Annotated in this window: 20 protein-coding genes; 7 read left to right on the forward strand and 13 right to left on the reverse strand. The window is 70.3% G+C overall.

Annotation, left to right across the window (positions count from 1 at the left end):
• Nucleotides 1-4: 4 nt before the first annotated feature.
• From ACIQD6_RS13295 to glnII, 3 genes are all read right to left on the reverse strand, one after another.
• The gene (locus ACIQD6_RS13295) at nucleotides 5-769 is read right to left on the reverse strand and encodes a winged helix-turn-helix domain-containing protein (protein WP_401881466.1); all 765 of its coding nucleotides are present in this window, start codon (nucleotides 767-769) and stop codon (nucleotides 5-7) included.
• Between the two features lie 446 nt (nucleotides 770-1,215).
• The gene (locus tag ACIQD6_RS13300; RefSeq protein WP_401881468.1) at nucleotides 1,216-2,145 is read right to left on the reverse strand and encodes a DUF6891 domain-containing protein; all 930 of its coding nucleotides are present in this window, start codon (nucleotides 2,143-2,145) and stop codon (nucleotides 1,216-1,218) included.
• A 108-nt stretch (nucleotides 2,146-2,253) separates the two neighbouring features.
• Entirely contained in the window at nucleotides 2,254-3,273 is a 1,020-nt protein-coding gene (glnII, locus tag ACIQD6_RS13305; protein ID WP_401881470.1) for a glutamine synthetase, read from the reverse strand.
• 218 nt (nucleotides 3,274-3,491) lie between these two features.
• Here glnII and ACIQD6_RS13310 point away from each other — a divergent pair, with 218 nt between their 5' ends.
• Nucleotides 3,492-4,385, forward strand: a complete 894-nt coding sequence (locus tag ACIQD6_RS13310) for a Gfo/Idh/MocA family protein (RefSeq protein WP_401881472.1) — start codon at nucleotides 3,492-3,494, stop codon at nucleotides 4,383-4,385.
• Between the two features lie 65 nt (nucleotides 4,386-4,450).
• Here the strand turns inward: ACIQD6_RS13310 and ACIQD6_RS13315 are convergent, their stop codons facing one another.
• A complete protein-coding gene (locus tag ACIQD6_RS13315; protein ID WP_401881474.1) occupies nucleotides 4,451-5,209 on the reverse strand; it encodes a hypothetical protein in 759 nt (252 codons plus the stop codon).
• Between the two features lie 262 nt (nucleotides 5,210-5,471).
• Nucleotides 5,472-5,837, reverse strand: a complete 366-nt coding sequence (locus ACIQD6_RS13320) for an arsenate reductase family protein (RefSeq protein ID WP_401881476.1) — start codon at nucleotides 5,835-5,837, stop codon at nucleotides 5,472-5,474.
• Between the two features lie 155 nt (nucleotides 5,838-5,992).
• Here ACIQD6_RS13320 and ACIQD6_RS13325 point away from each other — a divergent pair, with 155 nt between their 5' ends.
• From ACIQD6_RS13325 to ACIQD6_RS13335, 3 genes are all read left to right on the forward strand, one after another.
• Nucleotides 5,993-6,268 (forward strand): hypothetical protein, encoded by a 276-nt coding sequence (locus tag ACIQD6_RS13325; RefSeq protein ID WP_401881478.1) that lies wholly within the window; start codon nucleotides 5,993-5,995, stop codon nucleotides 6,266-6,268.
• A gap of 273 nt (nucleotides 6,269-6,541) precedes the next feature.
• Nucleotides 6,542-8,518, forward strand: a complete 1,977-nt coding sequence (locus ACIQD6_RS13330) for a family 20 glycosylhydrolase (protein WP_401881480.1) — start codon at nucleotides 6,542-6,544, stop codon at nucleotides 8,516-8,518.
• 22 nt (nucleotides 8,519-8,540) lie between these two features.
• Complete coding sequence (locus ACIQD6_RS13335) at nucleotides 8,541-10,265, forward strand: alpha-L-fucosidase (protein WP_401881482.1); 1,725 nt, start codon at nucleotides 8,541-8,543, stop codon at nucleotides 10,263-10,265.
• 111 nt (nucleotides 10,266-10,376) lie between these two features.
• Here ACIQD6_RS13335 and glnA read toward each other — a convergent pair whose 3' ends face one another.
• Entirely contained in the window at nucleotides 10,377-11,786 is a 1,410-nt protein-coding gene (glnA, locus tag ACIQD6_RS13340; protein ID WP_401881484.1) for a type I glutamate--ammonia ligase, read from the reverse strand.
• A 267-nt stretch (nucleotides 11,787-12,053) separates the two neighbouring features.
• Here glnA and ACIQD6_RS13345 point away from each other — a divergent pair, with 267 nt between their 5' ends.
• Nucleotides 12,054-12,521, forward strand: coding sequence for an RDD family protein (locus ACIQD6_RS13345; protein WP_401881486.1), 468 nt, complete (start codon nucleotides 12,054-12,056; stop codon nucleotides 12,519-12,521).
• A 188-nt stretch (nucleotides 12,522-12,709) separates the two neighbouring features.
• Here the strand turns inward: ACIQD6_RS13345 and ACIQD6_RS13350 are convergent, their stop codons facing one another.
• The 4 genes from ACIQD6_RS13350 to lipB all read right to left on the reverse strand — a co-directional run bounded on the left by ACIQD6_RS13350 (nucleotide 12,710) and on the right by lipB (nucleotide 16,021).
• Nucleotides 12,710-13,408, reverse strand: coding sequence for a DUF4191 domain-containing protein (locus tag ACIQD6_RS13350; RefSeq protein ID WP_401881488.1), 699 nt, complete (start codon nucleotides 13,406-13,408; stop codon nucleotides 12,710-12,712).
• Nucleotides 13,409-13,418: 10 nt separating this feature from the next.
• Entirely contained in the window at nucleotides 13,419-13,631 is a 213-nt protein-coding gene (locus tag ACIQD6_RS13355; protein ID WP_401881735.1) for a hypothetical protein, read from the reverse strand.
• 419 nt (nucleotides 13,632-14,050) lie between these two features.
• Nucleotides 14,051-15,019, reverse strand: coding sequence for a lipoyl synthase (lipA, locus tag ACIQD6_RS13360; RefSeq protein WP_401881490.1), 969 nt, complete (start codon nucleotides 15,017-15,019; stop codon nucleotides 14,051-14,053).
• 174 nt (nucleotides 15,020-15,193) lie between these two features.
• Complete coding sequence (gene lipB / locus ACIQD6_RS13365) at nucleotides 15,194-16,021, reverse strand: lipoyl(octanoyl) transferase LipB (RefSeq protein ID WP_401881492.1); 828 nt, start codon at nucleotides 16,019-16,021, stop codon at nucleotides 15,194-15,196.
• Between the two features lie 297 nt (nucleotides 16,022-16,318).
• Here lipB and ACIQD6_RS13370 point away from each other — a divergent pair, with 297 nt between their 5' ends.
• On the forward strand, nucleotides 16,319-17,890 hold the full coding sequence (locus ACIQD6_RS13370; protein WP_401881494.1) for a regulator: 1,572 nt from the start codon (nucleotides 16,319-16,321) through the stop codon (nucleotides 17,888-17,890).
• 125 nt (nucleotides 17,891-18,015) lie between these two features.
• Here the strand turns inward: ACIQD6_RS13370 and ACIQD6_RS13375 are convergent, their stop codons facing one another.
• Both ACIQD6_RS13375 and ACIQD6_RS13380 read right to left on the reverse strand, forming a co-directional pair.
• A complete protein-coding gene (locus ACIQD6_RS13375; RefSeq protein ID WP_401881496.1) occupies nucleotides 18,016-19,407 on the reverse strand; it encodes an NAD(P)/FAD-dependent oxidoreductase in 1,392 nt (463 codons plus the stop codon).
• Nucleotides 19,408-20,271: 864 nt separating this feature from the next.
• Nucleotides 20,272-21,165 (reverse strand): TIGR01777 family oxidoreductase, encoded by an 894-nt coding sequence (locus tag ACIQD6_RS13380; protein ID WP_401881498.1) that lies wholly within the window; start codon nucleotides 21,163-21,165, stop codon nucleotides 20,272-20,274.
• 35 nt (nucleotides 21,166-21,200) lie between these two features.
• Between ACIQD6_RS13380 and ACIQD6_RS13385 the strand changes: the two genes are divergently transcribed.
• Nucleotides 21,201-21,698, forward strand: coding sequence for a GNAT family N-acetyltransferase (locus ACIQD6_RS13385; protein WP_401881500.1), 498 nt, complete (start codon nucleotides 21,201-21,203; stop codon nucleotides 21,696-21,698).
• A gap of 24 nt (nucleotides 21,699-21,722) precedes the next feature.
• On the opposite strand, the gene ACIQD6_RS13390 is transcribed toward ACIQD6_RS13385, so the two are convergent.
• Nucleotides 21,723-22,244, reverse strand: a complete 522-nt coding sequence (locus ACIQD6_RS13390; protein WP_401881736.1) for a DUF4240 domain-containing protein — start codon at nucleotides 22,242-22,244, stop codon at nucleotides 21,723-21,725.
• Nucleotides 22,245-22,328 lie beyond the last annotated feature (84 nt).

The following is a 22,328-nucleotide window of genomic DNA, read 5'->3' on the forward strand; positions in this document are numbered from 1 at the left end:
CAGGTCAGGGCGCGTACTTGTAACCGACCCGCCGTACGGTCCGGATGGTGTGGCGGTGCTCGGCCCCCAGCTTGCGGCGCAGCCGCGCCACATGGACATCGACGGTCCGCCCGTCGCCCACATGTCCGTAGCCCCAGACGGTCGTCACCAACTGGTCGCGGGTGTGCACCCGGTGGGGATGAGCCACGAGGTGGGAGAGCAGCTCGAATTCGAGATACGTGAGGTCCAGCTGCTGCCCGTCCACGACGGCGGTCCGCTGAGCGTCGTCGATCCACACCGGCCCGCGTCCGCCTCCGGCCGCCGCGCCGGGCCGAGAACTGGTTCCGATTCCGAATCCTGTTCCGGGGCCGGGGCCGGGGCCGGTTCCGGTCCGGGGCGAGCCCGCGTCCGTACTGCCGCCGTGGTGGAGCCCGGCGTTGATGTCGGCGGAGAGGTACGGCGCCGAGGCGGCCAGCGCGGCGGCGTGCTGGTCGGCCGGTACGAGCACGAGATAGCCGACCATCGGCGGCTGTCCCGGCAGCGAAGGCAGCGTGTGCTGGGGCGCGGGCAGCCAGGTCGCCCCCGGCGGCAGGAAGTCCACGACGTGACCGGCCGGGTAGGAAGCCGGGGAAGAGGGCGGTGCGAAGGAGGACGGGGAAGCCGGGACGGTCTCGTCCCGGTCGACGGCCCGGAGCCGGTGGCGGCGGCCGGACGGTTCGGCCGGACGCTGGCCGTGTGCGGTGGCGGTCGCTGTGGTGGTCGCGGCGGAGAAGGAACGGGAGTTCGCCATGAGGGGTCAGCTCTTTCGCGCGAAGGAGTCGTCGAGTCGACAGAGAAAGACGGGACGTACGTCTCGCGGCGGCCGAAGGCCTGGCCTGACAGGAGGCTTTAGAGGGCCGACGCGTTCCTCGCGTGGCAACACACCCGGTCGAAGTCGTGGTGCTGCCGGGACGGCCAGAACGGCTCAAGGTCGAAACGACCTGTCGCGGTGTACTGGAAGCTGGCCATGCCCCCATTGAAGCAGATACCCGGGGAGCGCAGCAGGCCCCTTTCATCTGTCGATACGGACTCTCCGCGTCCGGCCGCTGCCCCTTGGTGCTCGGCGCAGGCCGGAGGGACGTCCGATGGAGCCAGGACGGAGCCTGCCGGGGCCATGGCGGAAGTCCGACGCAGGCCCGGCGGTAGCCTGGCGGAAGTCAGGCCGATGCGATGCTCGGTTGGCGCCCGGCCGTGCGCTCAACCGGTCAGCCGCTTCCGCCAGTCGAGCCCCTCCACCAGGATCGACGTGCCCGGCGAACCGTCCCACTCCACGGTCAGCCCCGCCTCGGCCAAGGCTGCTGTGACCTCCCGGCCGATGGCCGCCGTGGTCGTTTCCGAGTCGTCGAACCCGCCGTAGTAGAGCGTCAGCCCGTGTCCCGCCGCCACACTCTCCGTGCACTGCGTGTGGAAGAAGACGAAGCCGCGCTCGGCCTCCTTGTCCGGGCCCGAACGCTCGGCGCCTATCTCCGAGAGCCCGCAGCCCCGGCAGCAGGCGAAATTCTCCCGGGCGGTGATTCCCCGGGCGTCCAGGGCGGCGAAGACCGCGGTGATCCGCTCGGGATCCGTCACGCCGTCCCACCGCGCCTGCTCATCGAGCCGCTCCCGCCACAACCGGTTCACGACGCGCCACGCCTGCGGACGCGAGACGGGCCGGGTGTCCCCGTCGACCAGCCAGTCCTCGGCGGCCTCGGCGAGCCGGGCCCGTCCGTCGTATCCCTGCCGGAGCAGCCCGCGTACGTACTCCTCGATCCGCTGCTCGACCTCCGGGTCGAGCTCGGGCACGGGCTCCGGCCCGCCCAGATCGGCCGGCGTCCAGGAGAGCCCGGCGTCCCAGCCGTCCTCCCGGCGCGCCCAGCCCACCAGGGCCCGTGCGACCGCGTCCGGGTCCGCCTCCGCCACCTCCGTACCGAAGTGGCGCTCCGGCGATCCGTCCCGGTGCTCCAGGGTGTAGCCGCCGCCCTGTTCGTGCCAGACCTGGATGAAGACGTCGGGCAGGTCCGGTATCCACGTGACCACCAGGAAACGGTCGCCGTGGCCCCCGATCCGCGCGGTCAGTTCCGCGAGCAGCTCCGAGGAGACACGCACGTGCTCCCGCCCGCTCTCCGTCAACACCTTGACAGGCAGCATGAGATCACCCTGACAGACACCACTGTCAGTGAGGGGGCCGGTCGCCATACGGCGACCGGCCCCCTCACTGACAGTGGTGATGCGGCAATGCGGCGATGCGGGCCGGCGTCAGACCTGTCCGGCCTTCTCCAGCGCGGTGCAGCAGGTGTCGACCATCAGCCGTGTGACCACGTACGGGTCGACGTTGGCGTTCGGCCTGCGGTCCTCGATGTAGCCCTTGGCGTCCTGCTCGACCTGCCACGGGATACGGACCGAGGCGCCGCGGTTGGAGACGCCGTAGCTGTACTCGTTCCACGGGGCGGTCTCGTGCAGACCGGTCAGCCGGTCGTCGATGCCCGCGCCGTAGTTCTTGACGTGGTCGAGCGGCTTGGAGCCCTCGCCCAGCGACTCGCACGCGGTGATGATCGCCTCGTACCCCTCGCGCATCGCCTTCGTGGAGAAGTTGGTGTGCGCGCCCGCGCCGTTCCAGTCGCCCTTCACCGGCTTCGGGTCGAGCGTCGCGGAGACCTCGAAGTCCTCGGCGGTGCGGTAGAGCAGCCAGCGGGCGATCCACAGCTGGTCCGAGACCTCCAGCGGCGCCAGCGGACCGACCTGGAACTCCCACTGCCCCGGCATGACCTCGGCGTTGATGCCGGAGATGCCCAGCCCTGCCTTGAGGCAGTTGTCCAGGTGCGCCTCGACGATGTCACGGCCGAAGATCTCGTCGGAGCCGACGCCGCAGTAGTAGCCGCCCTGCGCGGCCGGGAAGCCCCCCTCGGGGAAGCCCAGCGGGCGGGCGCCCTTGAAGAACGTGTACTCCTGCTCGATACCGAAGATCGGCTCCTGGCCCGCGAACCGCTCCGCGACCTCGGTCAGTTGCGCACGCGTGTTGGACACGTGCGGCGTCAAGTCGATGTTCAGGACCTCGCACATGACGAGGACATCGCCCCCGCCGCGGATCGGGTCGGGACAGGAGAAGACCGGCTTCAGCACTCGGTCGGACGCGTGGCCCTCGGCCTGATTGGTGCTCGACCCGTCGAAACCCCAGATGGGCAGCTCGGCCCCGTCGTTGAGGATCTTCGTCTTCGAGCGCAGCTTGGCTGTCGGCTCGGTGCCGTCGATCCAGATGTACTCAGCCTTGAAGGTCACGGGGCCTCATCCTTTGCGGGTGCAGCAGGTATGCCCCGCAGCTTGGCAATATGTGATTTCCCGGCTGTTGCTCGTCCGTGAACCACGCGTAACTCGGGTGGCTCGGGAAACCCGGCCGACTCGGGAAACCTGGCCGGCTCAGAGGGCTCCCCGTACCGCCGACGCCTCCGGCCACCTCCCCGTACCGCCTCCCACCCGGCACACTGACCGTCATGAGCATGAGCAAGCCACGTATCGGACTCCTCGGCACCGGCCCCTGGGCGGAGCGTACGCACGCCCCCGCGCTTGCCGCCCACCCGGGACTCGAATTCCGCGGCGTCTGGGGGCGGCGCCCGGAGGCCGCCGCCGCGCTCGCCGCCGCCCACGACATCACCGCCCACTCCGGCGAGGCCGGCCTGGACGCGCTGTTCGCCGAGTGTGACGCCGTCGCCTTCGCCCTGCCGCCGGACGTCCAGGCGCCGCTGGCGGCACGGGCCGCGGCCGCCGGATGCCATCTGCTGATGGACAAGCCGGTCGCGACGACCGTGGCGGGGGCCCGCGAGGTGGCGGACGCGGCGGCGAGCGCCGGGGTCGCGTCCGTGGTCTTCTGCACGCTGCGGTTCGCGGCGGGTACGGCGAGCTGGGTGGGCGAACAGGCCGCGAGGGGCGGCTGGTTCAGCGCTCACGCGTACTGGCTCGGTGCCCTGTACGGTCGCGGCGCGGGCAGCCCGTACGCCGACTCGCCGTGGCGTCGCGAGAAGGGCGGCCTGTGGGATGTCGGCCCGCACGCGCTGTCCGCGCTGATCCCGGTGCTCGGCGATGTGACGGACGTGACCGCCGTACGCACCGAGCCGGACCTCACCCACCTGGTGCTACGGCATGTGTCCGGGGCGGCCAGCTCCGTGGCGCTGAGCCTGAGCGCGCCGAAGGAGGGCGCGGGCACGGGGCTGGAGCTCCGGGGCGAGCACGGCACGGCGGTGCTGCCGGAGAATTGGGGCCACCCGGTCGCGTCGTTCGGGGCGGCGCTGGACGCGCTGCTGGAGGCGGCCCGTACGGGACAGCCGCACGACTGCGACGTACGGTTCGGGCTGCGGCTGACGGAGATCCTGGCGGAGGCGGAAGCACAGACCTGAGCGAAGGCGCGCGCGGACAGGAGTGGTGTCCGGCGAAGTTCCGCCGGACACCACCTGGAAGATCCCTACTGGTTGGCGCTCTGGACCTGTTCGATCCTGGCGTTACGGATCAGGAACTTGCCCGGCTCGCGGACCTGCTCGAACGCCTCGTTGTTCAGCAGGGCGCAGCTGCCGGACGTCGAAGTGATCTTCACCGTCGTGGACTTGTCGTTGTCGAGGTTGGTCACGCGGAGCGTGGTACCGATGGGGAACTGATTGCTGGAGGCGGCCGGGGCGCCGGCCTCGCCGGAGAGAGTGACGGTGGATCCGGCGCACACGACCTGGCCTGCGGCGTCACCGGCGTTCCCGGCACCTGCGGCATCCCCGGCGTCTCCGGCACCGGCGTCTCCGGCACCGGCGTCTCCGGCACCAGCGTCTCCGGCACCAGCGGCGCCGCCCGCGTCCGCCCCACTGCCCGCGTCCGCCTCGCCGCCCGCTTCAGCTGCTCCTCCCGCCGCTGCCCCGGAACCCGCCTCATCGGCGGCACCGGCACCGGCACCGCTGCTGCCCTCGCCCACCTCGCAGCCGGACGCCGCCTGCTTCCGCTTGATCTCCTCGATGACGGCGACACGGTTCGCGATCCGGGCCTCGGACTGCGCGTCCGGGGCGGCGCGCTGCGCGGCGATGAAGCTCTCGTTGTTGCTCAGGGCGGTGGCCAGCCCGTCGCAGGCCACTGACGCCTGACTCGTACCGGTCATCGCCACCGCCGTACCGCCCACCAGCGCTGCCGCGCCGACGAGCAGGGAAATCGTCTTCTTACGGCTCAGGGTCTTCTTACGGGACACGTGTGGGGGCTCCTGTCCCCGGCCGCGAAGGAACGGGGCCGGCTGGGTATCCGTGTGCCGTTACATACGAGCGATTCGGCCATTCCACTCACTCACCCGCCACATTGGTAACTCCAGTCGGCTGAAGGCGAGTTCGTCCAGGTGGCAGCGGACCGAACCGGCAGGCATCGGCCGAGACCTGCCTACGAGGACCGCCCAGCGAGGGGACCGCCCTACGAGGACCGCCCAGTGAGGGGACCGCCCGGAGAGGCCGGGGACCGCCCTATGACGACCGGCCGAGGGCGTCCCGTACCGCGTCGTCCGTGCGCGCCACCACGGCCGTACCGTCGTCCGCCGTGATGATCGGCCGCTGGATTAGCTTCGGATGCTTCGCGAGCGCCGCGATCCAGCGCTCCCGCGAACCGGCGTCCCGCGCCCACTCGTTGACGCCCAACTCCAAGGCGACGGCTTCCCCGGTCCGCGTGATGTCCCACGGCTCCAGGCCGAGCCGGCCGAGCACCTCCCGGATCTCGTCCTCGGACGGTACGTCCTCCAGGTAGCGCCGGACGGTGTACGAGGCGCCCTCCTCGTCGAGCAGTGTCAGCGCGCCACGGCACTTGGAACACGCGGGATTGATCCAGATTTCCATGCCGTCATCGTAATCGCCGGACCCGCGCCGGAACGGCCTCGCAGACTCCCGCAATCGCCTCCTCAAAGTGCCTCTGGCCAGGGGCGATTGTCAGTGGTGGGCAGTAAAATAGAGGTAGTTCGTGAGGGTCCAACCACTGTGCCGGGAGGTCGCCGATGGCCGTTGCCACAATCAGGACGAAACCCTTCGAGACACTGCCAACCACCGTTCGCAAGCCGCTGCCCGCAGGGCGGCCGCGTGAGTGGTACGAGACCCACAACCGCCGGCTCAAGGCCATGCGCCTCGCCATCGCCCTGCTCGACAGGGGGGTGTACGAGGCGGCGAGCGCGAGCAATCGCCGGATACGGAGCGAGGCGTCGCGGATCGGGATCCACCCGCCGTCCGACACCACCTGCCGTATGGTGCGCGCCTTGATCCGCTACAGCCGCTGACCGAGTGCCCTGCCACATCTGCTGCACCCGACACACCCGACACACCTGCAACACCGCGCCCCGCTCCGGCTCCCGTTCAGGGGAGGGCCGGGGCGGGGCGCCGCCATGACGCCGCCTGGATTTTCCGTACGGATGTATGGACTTTTCACGATGGCCCGGCTCGAACGGCAAGCGGGAGAGGAGGATACACATCGGATGACTTGATCCTCTGGAGGTGTCCGGACGATGCTTCGACGCGCACCATCTACATCTCAATCGTCAGAGATCCGAGGAATGGTGCGGCGAAGACGGTTCGCCGCGTTGCGAGACACTCGTACGAGCCGGCTCACCGGGGTATTGGTGGCCGCCCTGCTGCTGGTCACGGGCCTGGCCCCCACCGCCCCGGCTGCCCCGACAGCCCCGGGGCCCGACGGGGGAGCGCCCAGCACACTCCCCGCCCTCACCAACTGGACTGCGGAGAAGGGGAGTTTCACCTTCACCCGCCGTACGCGCCTGGTCGTCGATCCCCACGACCCCGGCGCGCGCCGGGCCGCCAGCACCCTCGCCCAGGATCTGCGGGCAGCGGGCCGGGGCACCGTACCGACAGCACACGGCACGGCCCACCCGGGCGACATCGTCATCGCCACCGCCCCCCGACGGTCGAAGGAGCTGGGCCGCGAAGGCTACGAACTCCGCGTCGGCGACCGCGTCCGTATCACCGGCGGCACCGGCACCGGCGCCTTCTACGGCACCCGCACCCTGCTCCAGCTCCTCGACACCGCCGGTGACACCGGTGACCGTGACCGCATCCCCTCCGGCCGCACCGTCGACATCCCGGCCTACCGCGAGCGAGGCGTGGGCGTCTGCGCCTGCTACATCCACGTCACTCCGCAGTGGCTGGAGAACCTCGTGCGCGACATGTCGTACCTCAAGCTCAACCAGCTGCTGCTGGAGCTGAAGGTGAAGAGCGACCGGCACCCCGAGGCCAACTCCTGGGGCTACTACACAAAGGACGAGATCAGGCGGCTCGTCGCCCTCGGCGCCCGGTACCACGTCACCATCATCCCGGAGATCAACTCCCCGGGACATATGGACCCCTGGCTCGAACACCGCCCGGACCTCCAGCTCACCGACTCCGACGGTAAGCCCCAGCCCTCGCGCCTCGACATCACCAGCCCCTCGGCCTTCTCCTACTACACCAGCCTCATGGACGAGTACGCCGAGGTCTTCACCGCGTCCGACTGGCACATGGGCGCTGACGAGTACATGCTCGGCTCCGACTTCGCGAAGTACCCGCACATCCTGGAGTACGCCCGCCGGACGTACGGTCCCGACGCCACGCCACAGGACGCCTTCATCGACTTCGTCAACCGCGTCCACGACTACGCGACGAGCAAGGGCAAGCGGCTCCGCATCTGGAACGACGGCCTCACCGGTGACAACACCATCCCCGTCAGAGCGGGCACGACCGTCGAGCACTGGCTCGGCGTCACGACCAAGCCCACCGACATCCTCGCCCAGGGCCATCCGCTGATGAACGCCTCGTACTCCCTCTACCTGGTGCGTGGCGGCTTTCATATGAACACCGAGTCGCTGTACGAGCAGCGGTGGGACCCGCGAAGCTTCGAGGGCGAGAAGGTCCCGGCCAGTACCAGCGCCACCAGCACGACCGGAGCCACCGGCATTACGGGCGCGAAGATCAGCCTCTGGCCCGACAACGGCCGGGGCGAGACCGAGAACGAGGTCGACGCGGCGATGTTCCTGCCGCTGCGCTTCATCGCCCAGACCACCTGGGGCGTACCGCATCCCGATCCGACCTACGCGGCCTTCGCCGCCCGAGCCGAGCTTGCCGGCCACGCCCCGGGACGGCACGACCTCACGCGCGTACCGGTTCCGGACGGTACGTACACCCTTCGCGACGCCGAGGGACAACTGCCCGCCAGGGACTGGCGTATCACCCGCACCTCCGACGGCTACGCCACGCTCAGGAACACCTCCACCGGCCGCTGCGCGGAGATCCGTGGCGGCCGGCTCACCCTCAACACCCCCCTGGAGCCGGGCACTCCGGTCACCGAGGAGACCTGCTCCGCCGCCAACACCTTGCAGCGCTGGCAGTTGACCCGCGTACGCGGCGGATACCACCTCACCAACGCGATCACGCGGATGACCGTGCATGTCGTCGAGGACGGCCGACTGGTGCAGTACCCGCCGGACCAACGACCTCCGGCGGTCTGGACGCTCACGTCCCAACCGGCCGGTACCACCCACTGAAGTCCCGGGAGGACAAAGGCACATGGCCATCAACAGGCGTCTGTTCGTCACGGGACTGGCAGTCCCGGCCCTGTCCGCCTACACGCCCGGACACGCGTCCGCCGTCACCCCCGGAAACGCGCCGGTACCCACCCCTGTAACCACGCTCACCCCCGCCGGAACCGAGCCGGAAACAACGTCCCGCATCCCGGTCGGCCCCGACGACACCCCGGACCAACTGGTGGCCAAGGCGGCGCGACTGCGCCCGACAGAACGCCAGATCGCCTGGCAACGCCTGGAACGAACGGCCTTCCTGCACTTCGGGGTCAACACCTTCACCGGCCTCGAATGGGGGACGGGCGACGAGGACCCCGACGTCTTCCAGCCGACCGGGCTCGACACCGACCAGTGGGCGCGCGCCTTGCGCGACGGCGGATTCACCCTCGCCATCCTCACCGTCAAACACCACGACGGCTTCGTCCTCTACCCGACCCGCTACACCGGCCACAGTGTCGCCTCCAGCACGTGGGAGGGAGGCCGAGGCGATGTGCTGCGCTCCTTCACCCGCTCCATGCGCCGCCACGGGATCAAGGTCGGTGTCTACATTTCCCCGGCCGACGAGAACCAGTACCTGCACGGCGTCTACGCCAACGGCAGCGCCCGCACGACTCGTACGATCCCCACACCGGCCCCGGCCGACCCCCGGACAAACAAGCCGGACGACCGGGCACAGAGGCCCAACGACCCAGCGCAGAAGCACGGGTGGCCCGCCCACACCCCCCACTTCCGCCTCCCCGCCACCGACTACGGCGCCCACATGCTCAACCAGCTCTACGAGATACTCACCGAGTACGGCCCGGTGGACGAGGTCTGGTTCGACGGCGCCCAGGGCCGGATCCCGCCCGACCAGGTCGAGGTCTACGACTGGGACAGCTGGTACGCGCTGATCCGCGCCCTGGCCCCGGAGGCCACCATCGCCGTCTCCGGTCCCGATGTGCGCTGGGTCGGCAACGAGGGCGGTTCGGCCCGCGAGAACGAATGGAGCACCGTCCCCGTCAAGGAGACGGACAACGGACGCACCGACTTCGCGCTCTCCTACGACACCCCTGACCAAGGCAGCCGCGAGGCCCTGGTCAGGGCCCAGCCCAGCACCGACTACCTCCAGTGGTGGCCGGCCGAGTGCGATGTCTCCATCCGCCCCGGCTGGTTCTTCCACGAGGAGGAACGGCCCAAGACCCCCGAGCAACTCACCGATCTCTACCTGAAATCGGTCGGCCGTAACGCCGTCCTGCTGCTGAACATCCCACCCGACCAGCAGGGCAGACTCCCCGCCCCCGACGTGGCGGCGCTGCGCGCCTTCGACGACCGGATACGCCGCGAACTGCCCAAGGACCTGGCCCGCGACTCCCGAGCCCACTCCGACGGCCACCACCCCACCCGAGCGACCGACGGAAACCCGGACACCTCCTGGACCGCCCCGGCTCCCTCCCGAGGCACCCTCACCCTGGACCTGGGCCACCCGCACCAGGTGGACCGCATCCGCCTGGCGGAAGACATCCGCCACGGCCAACAGGTCGAACGGGCCACGATAGAAGCGGAAACGCCCGAGGGCTGGACCCAAATCACCGAAACAACCACGATCGGCGCCAGCCGCATCCTGCTCCTGCCGACCCCGACAACAGCCCGCCGCTGGCGCCTACGAATCCTGACCTCGCGACAACCGGCCCACATAGCGCAGTTCGGCCTCTACCGCTCAGAACACCCCTGACGACACGACGAGTGAGGGCCGCCACCCGGGCGGGGTGGCGGCCCTCACTGTTACTGACACCAAGTCAGAGAACTGGTCGAGCGGTGCACACGCGGTACACGAGAGACATCTTTAGATGTCGAAGTACAGCTCGAACTCGTGCGGGTGCGGGCGCAGCTGGAGCGGGGCGATTTCCTTGGTGCGCTTGTAGTCGATCCACGTCTCGATCAGGTCCGGCGTGAAGACGCCGCCCGCGAGCAGGTACTCGTGGTCCGCTTCCAGGGCGTCCAGGACGGCCGGGAGGGAGGTCGGGACCTGGGCGACTCCCGCGTGCTCCTCGGGGGCCAGTTCGTAGAGGTCCTTGTCGATCGGCTCGGCCGGCTCGATCTTGTTCTTGATGCCGTCCAGGCCCGCGAGGAGGAGGGCCGAGAAGGCCAGGTACGGGTTCGAGGACGGGTCCGGGGCGCGGAATTCGACGCGCTTGGCCTTCGGGTTCGAGCCCGTGATCGGGATACGCATCGCCGCGGAGCGGTTGCGCTGCGAGTAGACCATGTTGACCGGGGCCTCGAAGCCGGGGACCAGGCGGTGGTACGAGTTCACCGTCGGGTTGGTGAAGGCCAGCAGCGACGGGGCGTGCTTGAGGATGCCGCCGATGTAGTAGCGGGCGGTGTCCGAGAGGCCCGCGTAGCCCTGCTCGTCGTAGAAGAGCGGCGTGCCGCCCTGCCACAGGGACTGGTGGACGTGCATGCCGGAGCCGTTGTCACCGAAGATCGGCTTGGGCATGAAGGTCGCGGTCTTGCCGTTGCGCCAGGCGACGTTCTTCACGATGTACTTGAAGAGCATCAGGTCGTCGGCCGCGGCGAGCAGCGTGTTGAACTTGTAGTTGATCTCGGCCTGGCCGGCGGTGCCGACCTCGTGGTGCTGGCGCTCGACCTGGAGGCCGGACGCCTCCAGCTCCAGGGAGATCTCGGCGCGCAGGTCGGCGAAGTGGTCGACCGGCGGGGCCGGGAAGTAGCCGCCCTTGTAGCGGACCTTGTAGCCGCGGTTGTCCTCGACCGCACCGGTGTTCCAGGCGCCGGCCTCGGAGTCGATGTGGTAGAAGCCCTCGTTGGCGGTGGTGTTGAAGCGCACGCTGTCGAAGACGTAGAACTCGGCCTCGGGGCCGAAGAACGCGGTGTCCGCGATGCCGGTGGAGGCGAGGTAGGCCTCGGCCTTCTTGGCGATGTTGCGCGGGTCGCGGCTGTACTGCTCGCCCGTGATCGGGTCGTGGATGAAGAAGTTGATGTTCACTGTCTTGTCACGGCGGAACGGGTCCACCCGCGCGGTCGACAGATCCGCGCGCAGCGCCATGTCCGACTCGTGGATGGCCTGGAAACCACGGATCGAGGAGCCGTCGAAGGCCAGCTCCTCGTTCGGGTCGAACGCCTTCGCCGGGATCGTGAAGTGCTGCATCACGCCAGGCAGGTCGCAGAAGCGGACGTCGACGAACTTGACGTCCTCGTCCGCGATGAACTTCTTGGCCTCGTCGGCGTTCTGGAACATCCAGCTCCTCCTCCTCCCGACCCGGGGAGGGGCGGGGGTTATCGCTCGGTCGTGCGGCCAGTGCGGTGGCACACGCTGGAGCCGACCATAGGTATCCAGGATTTCTCAAGCATGACCCATTTGTTTCGCCTAAGTTAACCGGCCCGGGTGCGCGCCGGGGCGTACGGCGGTGGCGCACCCCCGTTCAGGCCGTCGGCGCACGCTCGTTCAGGGCGGCGGCGCACCCCCGTCCAGAGGGGGCGGAGCCGGTCGCAGTACCGTGGACGGGTGGACAACAGGCAAGCAATCGGATCGTGGCTGTCCGGGCCGCGTGCGGCCGCCGAGAGTATGGGCGTCGACTTCGGTTACCGAGGCCAGCGGCTCGGTCTGCCGGAACAGGGGCCGGGCTCGGTCGCCCCGCTCGGGCGGCGCGTCGGCGCTCTTTTCGTCGACTGGGCCCTCTGCATGCTGATCGCATACGGGCTGCTCGCCGGGCGTGACGGCCAGACGACGGGGAACTGGGCGCTCGGCGTCCTTCTCGTACTGAGCCTTCTGACCGTCGGTACGGTCGGCTTCACCCCCGGCAAGCGCCTGTTCGGGCTGCGCGTCATCGCCGAGAACGGCGGCAGGCTCGGTTTCGGCCGCGTTCTCGTACGTACCGTGCTGCTCTGCCTCGCCATCCCCGCGCTCGTCTGGGACCGCGACCGACGCGGACTGCACGACCGGCTCGCCCGCGCCGTACAGGTACGGATGTAGCAGGTACGGATGTAGGTCGCCGCAAGTACGTACGGATGTAGTTCGCCCCGCGTGCGGGGCGCGGCGGGCGCCCCGGCCCGTCGCGGGGTCATGCGCCCGAAGGCTATGCGCCCGGAACAACTTGAAAGGGCGGTCCGGAACTCTCGTTCCGGGCCGCCCTCATGTGTGTACTGCCTGTACGTGTGCGGTCAGCGCGTCTTTCCGCCGCGCGGCATCCGCATCCCCTTCGGCATCGGCCCCTTCGGCAGCGGCATGTTGCTCATCAGGTCGCCCATCGCCCGCAGTCGGTCGTTGGTCGCCGTCACCTGCGGGCCCGCCAGCACGCGCGGCAGCTTCAGCATGGTCGTACGGACCTTCTTCAGCGGCACCTGGCCCTCGCCGTCGCCGACGATGATGTCGTGCACCGGCACATCCACCACGATGCGCGCCATCTTCTTCTTCTCGGCCGCCAGCAGGCTCTTCACCCGGTTCGGGTTGCCCTCGCCCACCAGCACGATGCCCGCCTTGCCGACGGCCCGGTGGACGACGTCCTGGCTGCGGTTCATCGCGACCGCCGGGGTCGTGGTCCAGCCACGGCCGACGTTCTCCAGGACGGCCGCCGCCGCTCCCGGCTGGCCTTCCATCTGCCCGAAGGCGGCCCGCTCGGCCCGGCGGCCGAAGACGATCGCCATCGCGAGGAACGCCAGGATGAAGCCCAGGATGCCCAGATAGATGGGGTGGTTGATCAAGAAGCCGATCGCGAGGAAGACACCGAAGGTGACGATTCCCACACCCGCGAGGACAAGACCGACCTTGGAGTCAGCCCGCCTGGTCATCTTGTAGGTAAGGGCGATCTGCTTCAGTCGCCCCGGGTTCGCAGCAGTGTCTGCGTTTTCCTTCCTCGCCATGTCCAGAAGTTTACGTGGCCTGGGAGGAGCGGTCCGACACCGCCTCCAGTACATGCTGCGTCTCGACCCGGTCCTTGGCCCGGCGCCGGTCCTCCAGGACCGCTGTCCAGGCGTTGCGGCGGGCCGTGCGCTGGCCGCTGCTCAGGAGCAGGGACTCCACGGCACGCAGCGCGCCGGCGACGGAGGGCAGGGCGGGCAGCACGGGCAGGGCATGCGGGGCGATGGCGGCGCGGGTGGTGGTGGCGCGTGTGGAGCCGGTGGCGCGGGCGGTGGTGGCTGCCGCCTTGGCTTCGGTGATGTGTCGTACCGGCGCGACCTGCATGATGGCGATCCCCTCAGGAGCGGGTGGAGAGCTGAAGGCGATGACGGATGTGCGCTGTGCGGGAGAGCGGGAGAGCGGCTTGTGCGGCGGAAGATCAGGGGGAACGGGCTTACGCGAGAAGAACGGATGTGCGCGGTGCGTAGAGCCAGCGTCACTCACTGGTGTTACCAGGGCGTGACCGACCGGTCAAACGCGGATGAAACCCTGATACGTGACCCCGGAAGCGACAACGCGGCCCCTGCTCCACTCCCGACCTGCGGGAGAGAGTACGGGCCGCGTCGCCAACGCCTCTACCGGCGAGTAGTCACTTGTGCGCCGATTCACACGGCCTGGCCGACCGTCGCTTCCGTCTCGCGTCGCTCCATCGCCTGCTGGAACAACCGGCCGGCGCGGTACGAAGAGCGCACCAGCGGTCCCGACATCACTCCGGAGAAGCCGATCTGGTCGGCCTCGTCCTTCAGTTCCACGAACTCGTGCGGCTTCACCCAGCGTTCGACGGGGTGGTGCCGCACCGACGGACGCAGGTACTGCGTGATCGTGATCAACTCGCAGCCGGCCTCGTGCAGATGCCGCAGCGCCTCGCTGACCTCCTCGCGAGTCTCGCCCATGCCCAGGATGAGGTTGGACTTCGTGATCAGGCCTGCCTCGCGGGCGCGCGTGATCACTTCGAGGGAGCGCTCGTACCGGAAGCCGGGACGGATCCGCTTGAAGATCCTCGGCACCGTCTCGACGTTGTGCGCGAGCACCTCGGGCCGGGAGGAGAAGACCTCGGCCAACTGCTCGGGCACCGCGTTGAAGTCGGGGATCAGCAGCTCGACCTTCGTGCCGCCCGCCTCGCGCTCCGCCGTCATCGAGTGGATCTGGCGCACGGTCTCCGCGTACAGCCAGGCGCCGCCGTCCTCCAGGTCGTCGCGGGCGACGCCGGTGATCGTCGCGTAGTTCAGGTCCATCGTGACGACGGACTCACCCACCCGGCGCGGCTCGTCACGGTCCAGGTCCGCCGGCTTGCCCGTGTCGATCTGGCAGAAGTCACAACGCCGCGTGCACTGGTCACCGCCGATGAGGAAGGTCGCCTCGCGGTCCTCCCAGCACTCGAAGATGTTGGGACAGCCGGCCTCCTGGCAGACCGTGTGCAGGCCCTCGCTCTTCACGAGTTTCTGCAGCTGTTGGTACTCGGGGCCCATTTTCGCCCGGGTCTTGATCCACTCGGGCTTGCGCTCGATGGGGGTCTGGCTGTTCCGGACCTCCAGGCGCAGCATCTTGCGTCCGTCGGGTGCGACAGCGGACACGTCCGGCACCTCTCTCTGCTGGCGCGGCATTCGATTCTTCGGCGAACACCAGGTTACGCCCGTTATTTGCGCGGCATTACGTCAGGCCAACCCGTGGCCAAAGGGGCGCATTCCCCCGGACGGCCGGTTGAGCGGCCCCAGGGGCTCACAAGGCCCCGTAGGGCCCCGTTACGCCTATACGGTCACGTGCTCGACCTCACGCCCGGCCCCGGCCGTACGCTCCACCTCGCGCGGCTTCGGCTCCGCGCGCTCCAGCACGTCCCGCAGATGCCTCTCCACCACCGGGAGGACATCCCCGATCGTGATCTCCCGGCCCAGTTCGTACGCGAGCGAGGTCACACCCGCGTCCCGGATCCCGCACGGCACGATCCGGTCGAACCAGGTGTTGTCCGGATTCACGTTGAACGAGAAGCCGTGCATCGTCACACCCTTGGCCACCCGGATACCGATCGCCGCGAGCTTGCGGTCCTCCCGGCGCTGGCCGGCGTTGGACGGGGCGTACTCCGGGCCGTTCAGCCGCGCGTCGAACTCCTCGTCCGCCACCCGGGGATCGAAGTCCAGCGAGAGCCCGCCCGGCGCGGGCCGCTCGTGCACCGGATCTCCCAGCACCCACACCCCGCTGCGGCCCTCGATCCGGGATGTCTCCAGCCCGAACTCGGCGGCCGTACGGATCAGGGCGTCCTCCAGCCGGCGCACATGCGCGACGACATCCACGGGGCGCGGCAGCTTGAGGATCGGGTAGCCCACGAGCTGGCCGGGACCGTGCCAGGTGATCTTCCCGCCCCGGTCCACATCGACGACCGGGGTGCCGTCCAGCGGGCGCTCAGCGTCCGCCGTACGCCGTCCGGCCGTATAGACCGGCAGATGCTCCAGCAGCAGACAGGTGTCGGGAATCTCGTCCGCGAAGCGGGCGGCGTGGACGCGGCGCTGCTCCTGCCATGCCTCCTGGTACTCGACGGATTCTTCGCCGAACCCCAGACGGATGTACCGCAGCTCACTCACGGCCGAGCCTCCTTAGAACCCTCAACGTGCGCGTGTCGCGCCCTCGCCACTGTACGGCGGCTCCCCGCGCGACGGCCGGGCAGGTGCTCCGGGGCCCGCCCCGGGGAAGGCCCGGAAGCGGGTCTCGAAGCGGGTCTCGAAGCGGGCCCGGACCGGTGTGGTCATCAACGCCGTCGATCCTCACACGAACGGATGAATATGGGGCGAAGGTGGTGGTCACGCCGTTCCCGGCCGCTAAATTCGCGCCGTTCCATGTGGGCTGCTCTCGGGCCCGGAAGGCAGGAGACCGTACAGCTGATGTCGGAACGACCTCCGCAGCGCATCCCCAACCGCCAGCTCGCCGCACTCATCTCGGAAGCCGGATTTTCCCACGCGGGCCTCGCCCGCCGAGTGGATCAACTCGGCCTCGAACACGGCCTCGACCTGCGGTACGACAAGACATCCGTGACGCGTTGGCTGCGCGGACAGCAGCCCCGCGGCACCACCCCCGCACTGATCGCCGAGGTCTTCACCCGCAGGCTCGGCCGCCGCTTGTCCGCGCAGGATCTGGGCCTGGACGCCTGTGCGCCCGTCTATGCGGGCCTCGAATTCGCGTCCACCCCCGAGGAGGCCGTCGACATCGTCGGCGGACTGTGGCGCAAGGACTCCGGCAGCCACACCGAACTGCGCAAGATCGCGTTCACCCCGGCGGGCCTCGTCGTCCCCAGCCGCGACTGGCTGATCGGACGCCCCGACGAGCGGGTCGGCCACCCCGGCCTCGTCCCGCCGAACGGCACGCGCCTGCCCGTCCCCGTATCCGCCGTCGTCCCGGTCCCCGTCCAGACGCGGACCGGCGTCCCGCAGCGGCCGGGCGGTGTGCAGGGGCCGGGCGGGGTACCGGTGCGGCCCGCCGGGCCGCTTCGTCCCGGCACCCCCGTCAGACCACCAGGCAGCCTCCCCCGGCAGCGCACCGAACGCGCGGCCGGCCAGAAGGTGACCGAAGGAGACGTCGCCGCCCTGCGTTCGGTCAGCGACCTGTTCGGCACCCTGGACCAGGCCTACGGCGGCGGCCACGCACGCCAGGCCCTCGTCCGGTACCTGGAACACGAAGCCGAGCCCATGCTGCGCGGTCTGTACGGGGAGACCACCGGGCGCAGGCTCTTCGCCGCTGCCGCCGATCTGACCCGGCTGGCGGGCTGGACCTCGTACGACATCGCGGCCCACGGCCTCGCCCAGCGCTACTTCGTCCAGGCCCTGCGCCTCTCCCAGGCGGCCGGGGACCGGGCCTACGGCTCGTACGTCCTGACCACCATGAGCCGCCAGGCCGTCTACCTCGGCCACGGCCGGGAAGCCGTCCAGCTGGCACGCGTCGCCCAGCAGGGCGTCGGCGCCTCGGCGCCCCCGGTCGTCCAGGCGCTGCTGCACGCCGCCGAGGCGCGCGGACACGGCGTGCTCGGCGAGGTACGGGCGTGCACCGCCTCGCTCGTCCGGTCGGAACGCGCGCTGGAGACCGTACGGCCCGGCGACGACGTACCGCACTGGGCCCGCTTCTTCGACGAGGCCCAGCTCGCGGACGAATTCGGGCACTGCCACCGGGACTTGCAGCAGTACCGCGCGGCCGTGCAGCACGCGGAGCGCTCCCTGCAACTGCGCGCGCCCCAGTACGCGCGCAGCCGGCTCTTCTGCCGGGTGGTGCTCGCCTGCGCCCGGCTGGGCCTCGGGGAGCTCGACCAGGCGTGCCTGCTGGGCGCGGAGGCGGCCCAGCAGGCGACCGAGATGCGGTCGGCGCGGGCGGTGGAGTACGTACGGGACTTCGAGCGGCGCCTGGAGCCGTACCGGGACGCGGCGGCGGTACGGAACTATCGCGACCGGGTGGCGGCGCTGGGCTGAGCGGGCGGCCGTCGTGGCCTGGTTTGCCGAAGGTTGTTGGAAACCGGTCCCGCCCGGGTGGTCGACGCCGGACGGGACCGGAGCTTGTGCGCGCGTTGCGCCTGCGCGTGTTGTGCCTGCGCGCGTTACGCCACCGCCGGCAGCGGCGCCGTGCCGTACGAGGGCTGTACGCCCAGGTCGCGCAGGACCGCGTGGGCGGCGCGGCGGCCGGAGAACAGCGCGCCCTGGACGGTGTTCGTGTCGCGGTGGTCGCCGCACACGTACAGACCGGACAGCAGCCGGACCGGGCGCCGCAGATCGTGCGGCGGCGGCATGGCGGGCACCGCCTCCGGGTTGTGGTGGACGGCCAGCAACTCCCAGTCGTCGGTCGGTGTCCCGTACAGCCGCGCGAGGTGCGCACGGACCGTACGGTCCAGCTCGGCGGCCGGGGGAGGCGTGCCGAGCACCGTCGACGAGATCAGCGTCCGGCCGTCCGGGGCGCGCGACGGGTCGACCGCGCTCATCACGGCGGTGTGCGCCACCGGTCCGCTCCGGTCCGCGTCCAGGAGCAGCGCCGGATCGGTCATCGGAGCAACGGGCGCCGTGTGGTGGAGAACCGTCACGGCATGGAACTCCGGGACCCGCAGCCCCGGCAGCAACTCGGCCGCCGCCGACGCCCCGGTCGCCAGCACGAGCGAGCGGCAGGCGATCTCGCCGTGCTCCTTCGTGGTGACGTAGTTGATCGACGTGTCCGTGACCTGAACATCCGTACGGACGACGCCCGTCGGCAGCGTCCGCGCCAGCAGCTCGGGCAGCGCGGAAGCGCCGCCCGCGGTGACACACAGCCGGCCCCGGGCGAACGCGCGCAGCGCGAGGTCGGCGCAGCGGCTGGACGTGCCGAGATCCGGATCGCAGAGCAGCGCGGACAGCAGCGGGCGTATGAAGCCGCTGACGGTACGGGACGGCAGCCCGCGGGCGGACAGGGCCTCCAGCGCGGTGAGTTCGGGACGCGACATCAGGCGCGGTATCGGCGTCGACGCGAGGCGGCCGAGGGCCGCGCCCAGCCGGGCCTGATCGACCGCACCGCCGAGCTGGGGACGGGGGGCGCTCGCCAGGGCGCGTGCCGCGGTCAGTGCGCTCCGTGCGCTCCCCACGGCACCGGTCCTGAGCGCACTTCGCGAACTCCGCGTGTTCCGTGCGCTGCCGACCGCGCCGGAACGGTAACTCCGGCCGTCGCTGTGCACGAGCACGCCCGGCGAGAACATCCGCAGAGCGGCACCCTCCAGGCCCGGCGTACGGAGCAGCTCCGGATACGACGTGGTGAGCAACTGCCCGCCCCGGTCGAGCAGGAAGCCGTCCACCCTGTCGGTAGCCATGCGTCCGCCCACGTAAGGGGCGGCCTCCAGGACGCTGACTGTTACACCTGCGCTGGTGAGATGGTGAGCCGCCGCCAGACCTGCGATACCGGCTCCGATGATGACGACGTCCGCGTCCTGTGCGGTGTCCTGTGCGGTCGTACGGTGTGCGCTGCTGAGCACGTGCCCCTCCCCGAGGTCGGCGCGGCTGGGTGGGGGCTGATGCCCGCATCAGGCCCCTGGAATGCGCGGGTTCGGGTCGAGAGTAGGGAGGGGAGGGGGGTGTCGCGGACGCGCGTGGGAGGGGTCACCGATGCATGGGGGCGGGCGGGTGTGCGCCTTGCTTGTGCGCGGGGCGCCGTCCGGCGGGGGCTGTGGTCGGTGCGGTGCGCCGTCCGGCGGGGGCGTGGTCGTGGGTGCGGGGCGCCGTCCGGCGGGGCGCGGGTGCGGGTGGGGGTGCGGTGTGTGGGTGGTGCGGGGGCCGGGGGCTCCGGAGGCGCATGTCCGGACTGCATGATTTACGCCGCGTGCGGGTTTCGTGGTCGGCTTACGGGCCGGTGTGCGGCACAAATCACGCTTTACGTCCGGACACGTCACCTCCTGCGCCCCCGTCCCCCTCCCGCCGGTTCCTCGTCTGCGAGTCGGCTCTCGGTTCCGTACGGCCGCCCCTGGTGGGGATTGGGGGTGGGTGGGGGCTGATGTCGTCTCTCGCCGCCCCGGGCTGGTGGGGTGCGGTGGGGGCTGAGGTTGGGGTGTGGGGTCCGGTCTGGGGTTGGGGTGCCTGGGCGTTCTGGTGGTGTCGTCCGGCGGCGAGTGAGCCGAAGGGGCGCGCCGCTGTCGTAAGGGAGAGCGCGCGCAGGTTTGTGAGGTACGAGCAAACCGAGCACGGTCGACCGTCGACAGTGGCTTGCAGCGCCCCGGAGGCGAACCGAGCCCAAAAAAGAAGGCAGCGCGCGTCGGTGCCCAAACGTCTGCCTTCGCACCGAGTCTGTTGAACCTCAGCCCAGTCCGTCCCACCCGGCCCCGGAGGCGAACCGAGCCTCAAAACTAGGCAGAGCGGATCGCCTCTTCGATCGTGGGGAACGCGAACGTGAAGCCCGTTTCCAGGAGTTGTGTCGGTAGGACCCGTTGGCTGCTCAGGACGTCCTCCGACAGGTCGCCCAGTACCGCGCGTAGTGCTGCCGTCGGGACCGGGAAGGGGGTCGGGCGGTGCAGGACTCGGCCCATCGCGGCTGTGACCTCGCGGTTGGTGACCGGGGTGGGGGCGGTGAGGTTCACAGGGCCTTCTACGGATTCCGCGTCGATCAGGTGTCGCAGCGCCGCCACCTCGTCGTGCAGCGCGATGAAGCTCCAGTACTGGCGGCCCGTGCCCAGTCGGCCGCCCAGGCCGGCGCGGAAGAGCGGGAAGAGCCGGCCCCAGGCGCCGCCCTTGCGGGAGACGACGAGGCCGGTACGGGCGAACACCGTGCGTACGCCTGCTTCTTCGGCCGCCGAGGCCGATTCCTCCCAGTCCACGCAGAGCGACGGGAGGAAGCCGTCTCCGGGAGGCGCGTTCTCGTCCACGGCTCGGTCCCCGGTGTCGCCGTAGAAGCCGATGGCGGATCCGCAGACGAGTACCCGGGGCGGGGTGTGGAGCGAGGCGACGGCTTCCGCGATCGCGGCAGTGCCGAGGATCCGGCTCTCCCGGATCTCCCGCTTGTACGCCTCGGTCCAGCGGTGGTCCGCGATTCCCGCTCCGGCCAGGTGGACGACGGCCTCGCAGCCGAGCAGGCCGCGTGCGTCGACGTACTGCCGTGCGGGGTCCCACTCGACCTCGTCGGCCGACCGGGAGGGGTGCCGTACCAGGCGCACCACCTCGTGGCCGTCCGTGCGCAGGGACTGGACGAGAGCCGAACCGATGAGCCCGGTGGAGCCGGTGACAGCGATCTTCATGGTTCCCATCCTGCCCCTGGAAACCCGCATGGCACAGTTGCGCCATGTCCGAACCGCAGATCCGCCCCGCCGCCCGGTCGGACGACGGGGCCCTGGCCGAGTTGGAGCGGCAGACCTGGTCGCCGCTGCACGCCGTGACGCCGAGGCCGCAGCCGCCCTTCGGGCCGTTCTTCGACTCGCTGCACAGGCCTGAGGACTATCTGGTCGCCGAGGATGCCGAGGACCGGATCGTCGGGTACATCCGGGTGGCGCGGCCCACGCCGCTCGCCAGCAACGCGCATGTACGGCAGATACAGGGGCTCGCGGTCCACGAATCGGCTCGCGGACAGGGGGTGGCACGCGCCTTGTTGCGCGCGGGGGCCCTGCACGCGCGCAACCAGGGGGCGTCGCGGCTGACGCTGCGGGTGCTGGGGCACAACGTCCCGGCCCGCAGGCTCTACGAGGCGGAGGGCTATGCCGTCGAGGGGATCCTGCCGGGGGAGTTCCGTCTGGACGGCGAGTTCGTCGACGACGTCTTCATGGGGCGCTCGCTGACCGGTTGAGACCGGTCGGCCCGGCCCGCCCGCTCACTCGCGCCCGAAGCGCTCCCAGAGCCGGGGGAACCGCTCCGCCAGCGCCGTGTCGCTCTCGAAGTCCAGCGGTGTGCCCTCCGGCTCGGCCGGCTGCGCCGCGATGCCCAGGTCGGGCGCCACGACCCCGGTCAGCTGCTCGTACGCCTCGTCCGCCGCGTACCCCAGCTCCTCGCCGTCCCCGTCGAGATCCTCGTCGAACTCGTCCAGCAGTTCGGCCAGGCTGTCCGGGTCGTGGACCCCGCCCTCGAAGATCTCCCGGCCCTGGCCGATGAGCCAGCAGCGGAAGTAGTCGAAGGCGTCGTCGCTCGCACCGCTGAGCAGGACGGTGGCCGCGCCCCACAGGTCCCAGTTGTACGCGCGGTTGTAGCGGGCCTCGAAGTGCCGCGCGAAGTCCAGCACGGAGTCCGGATCGAGCGTCAGCAGACGCTCGACCAGAAGATCGGCATGGTCGTCGGGGTCGCCTTCGGCGCCCTCGCGGGTGCTGTCGATGATCTCCCAGAACTCCGTCTCGTCCATCACGGGTCCAGCATCGACCTTGGCGGGGGGCCTTGCACGTGGTGGGGCTGTTGAAATCCGGGTGATTTCGTGGAGTGTCTGCCA

It is taken from the genome of Streptomyces sp. NPDC088400, from assembly GCF_044753355.1.
Classification (GTDB): Bacteria; Actinomycetota; Actinomycetes; order Streptomycetales; family Streptomycetaceae; genus Streptomyces.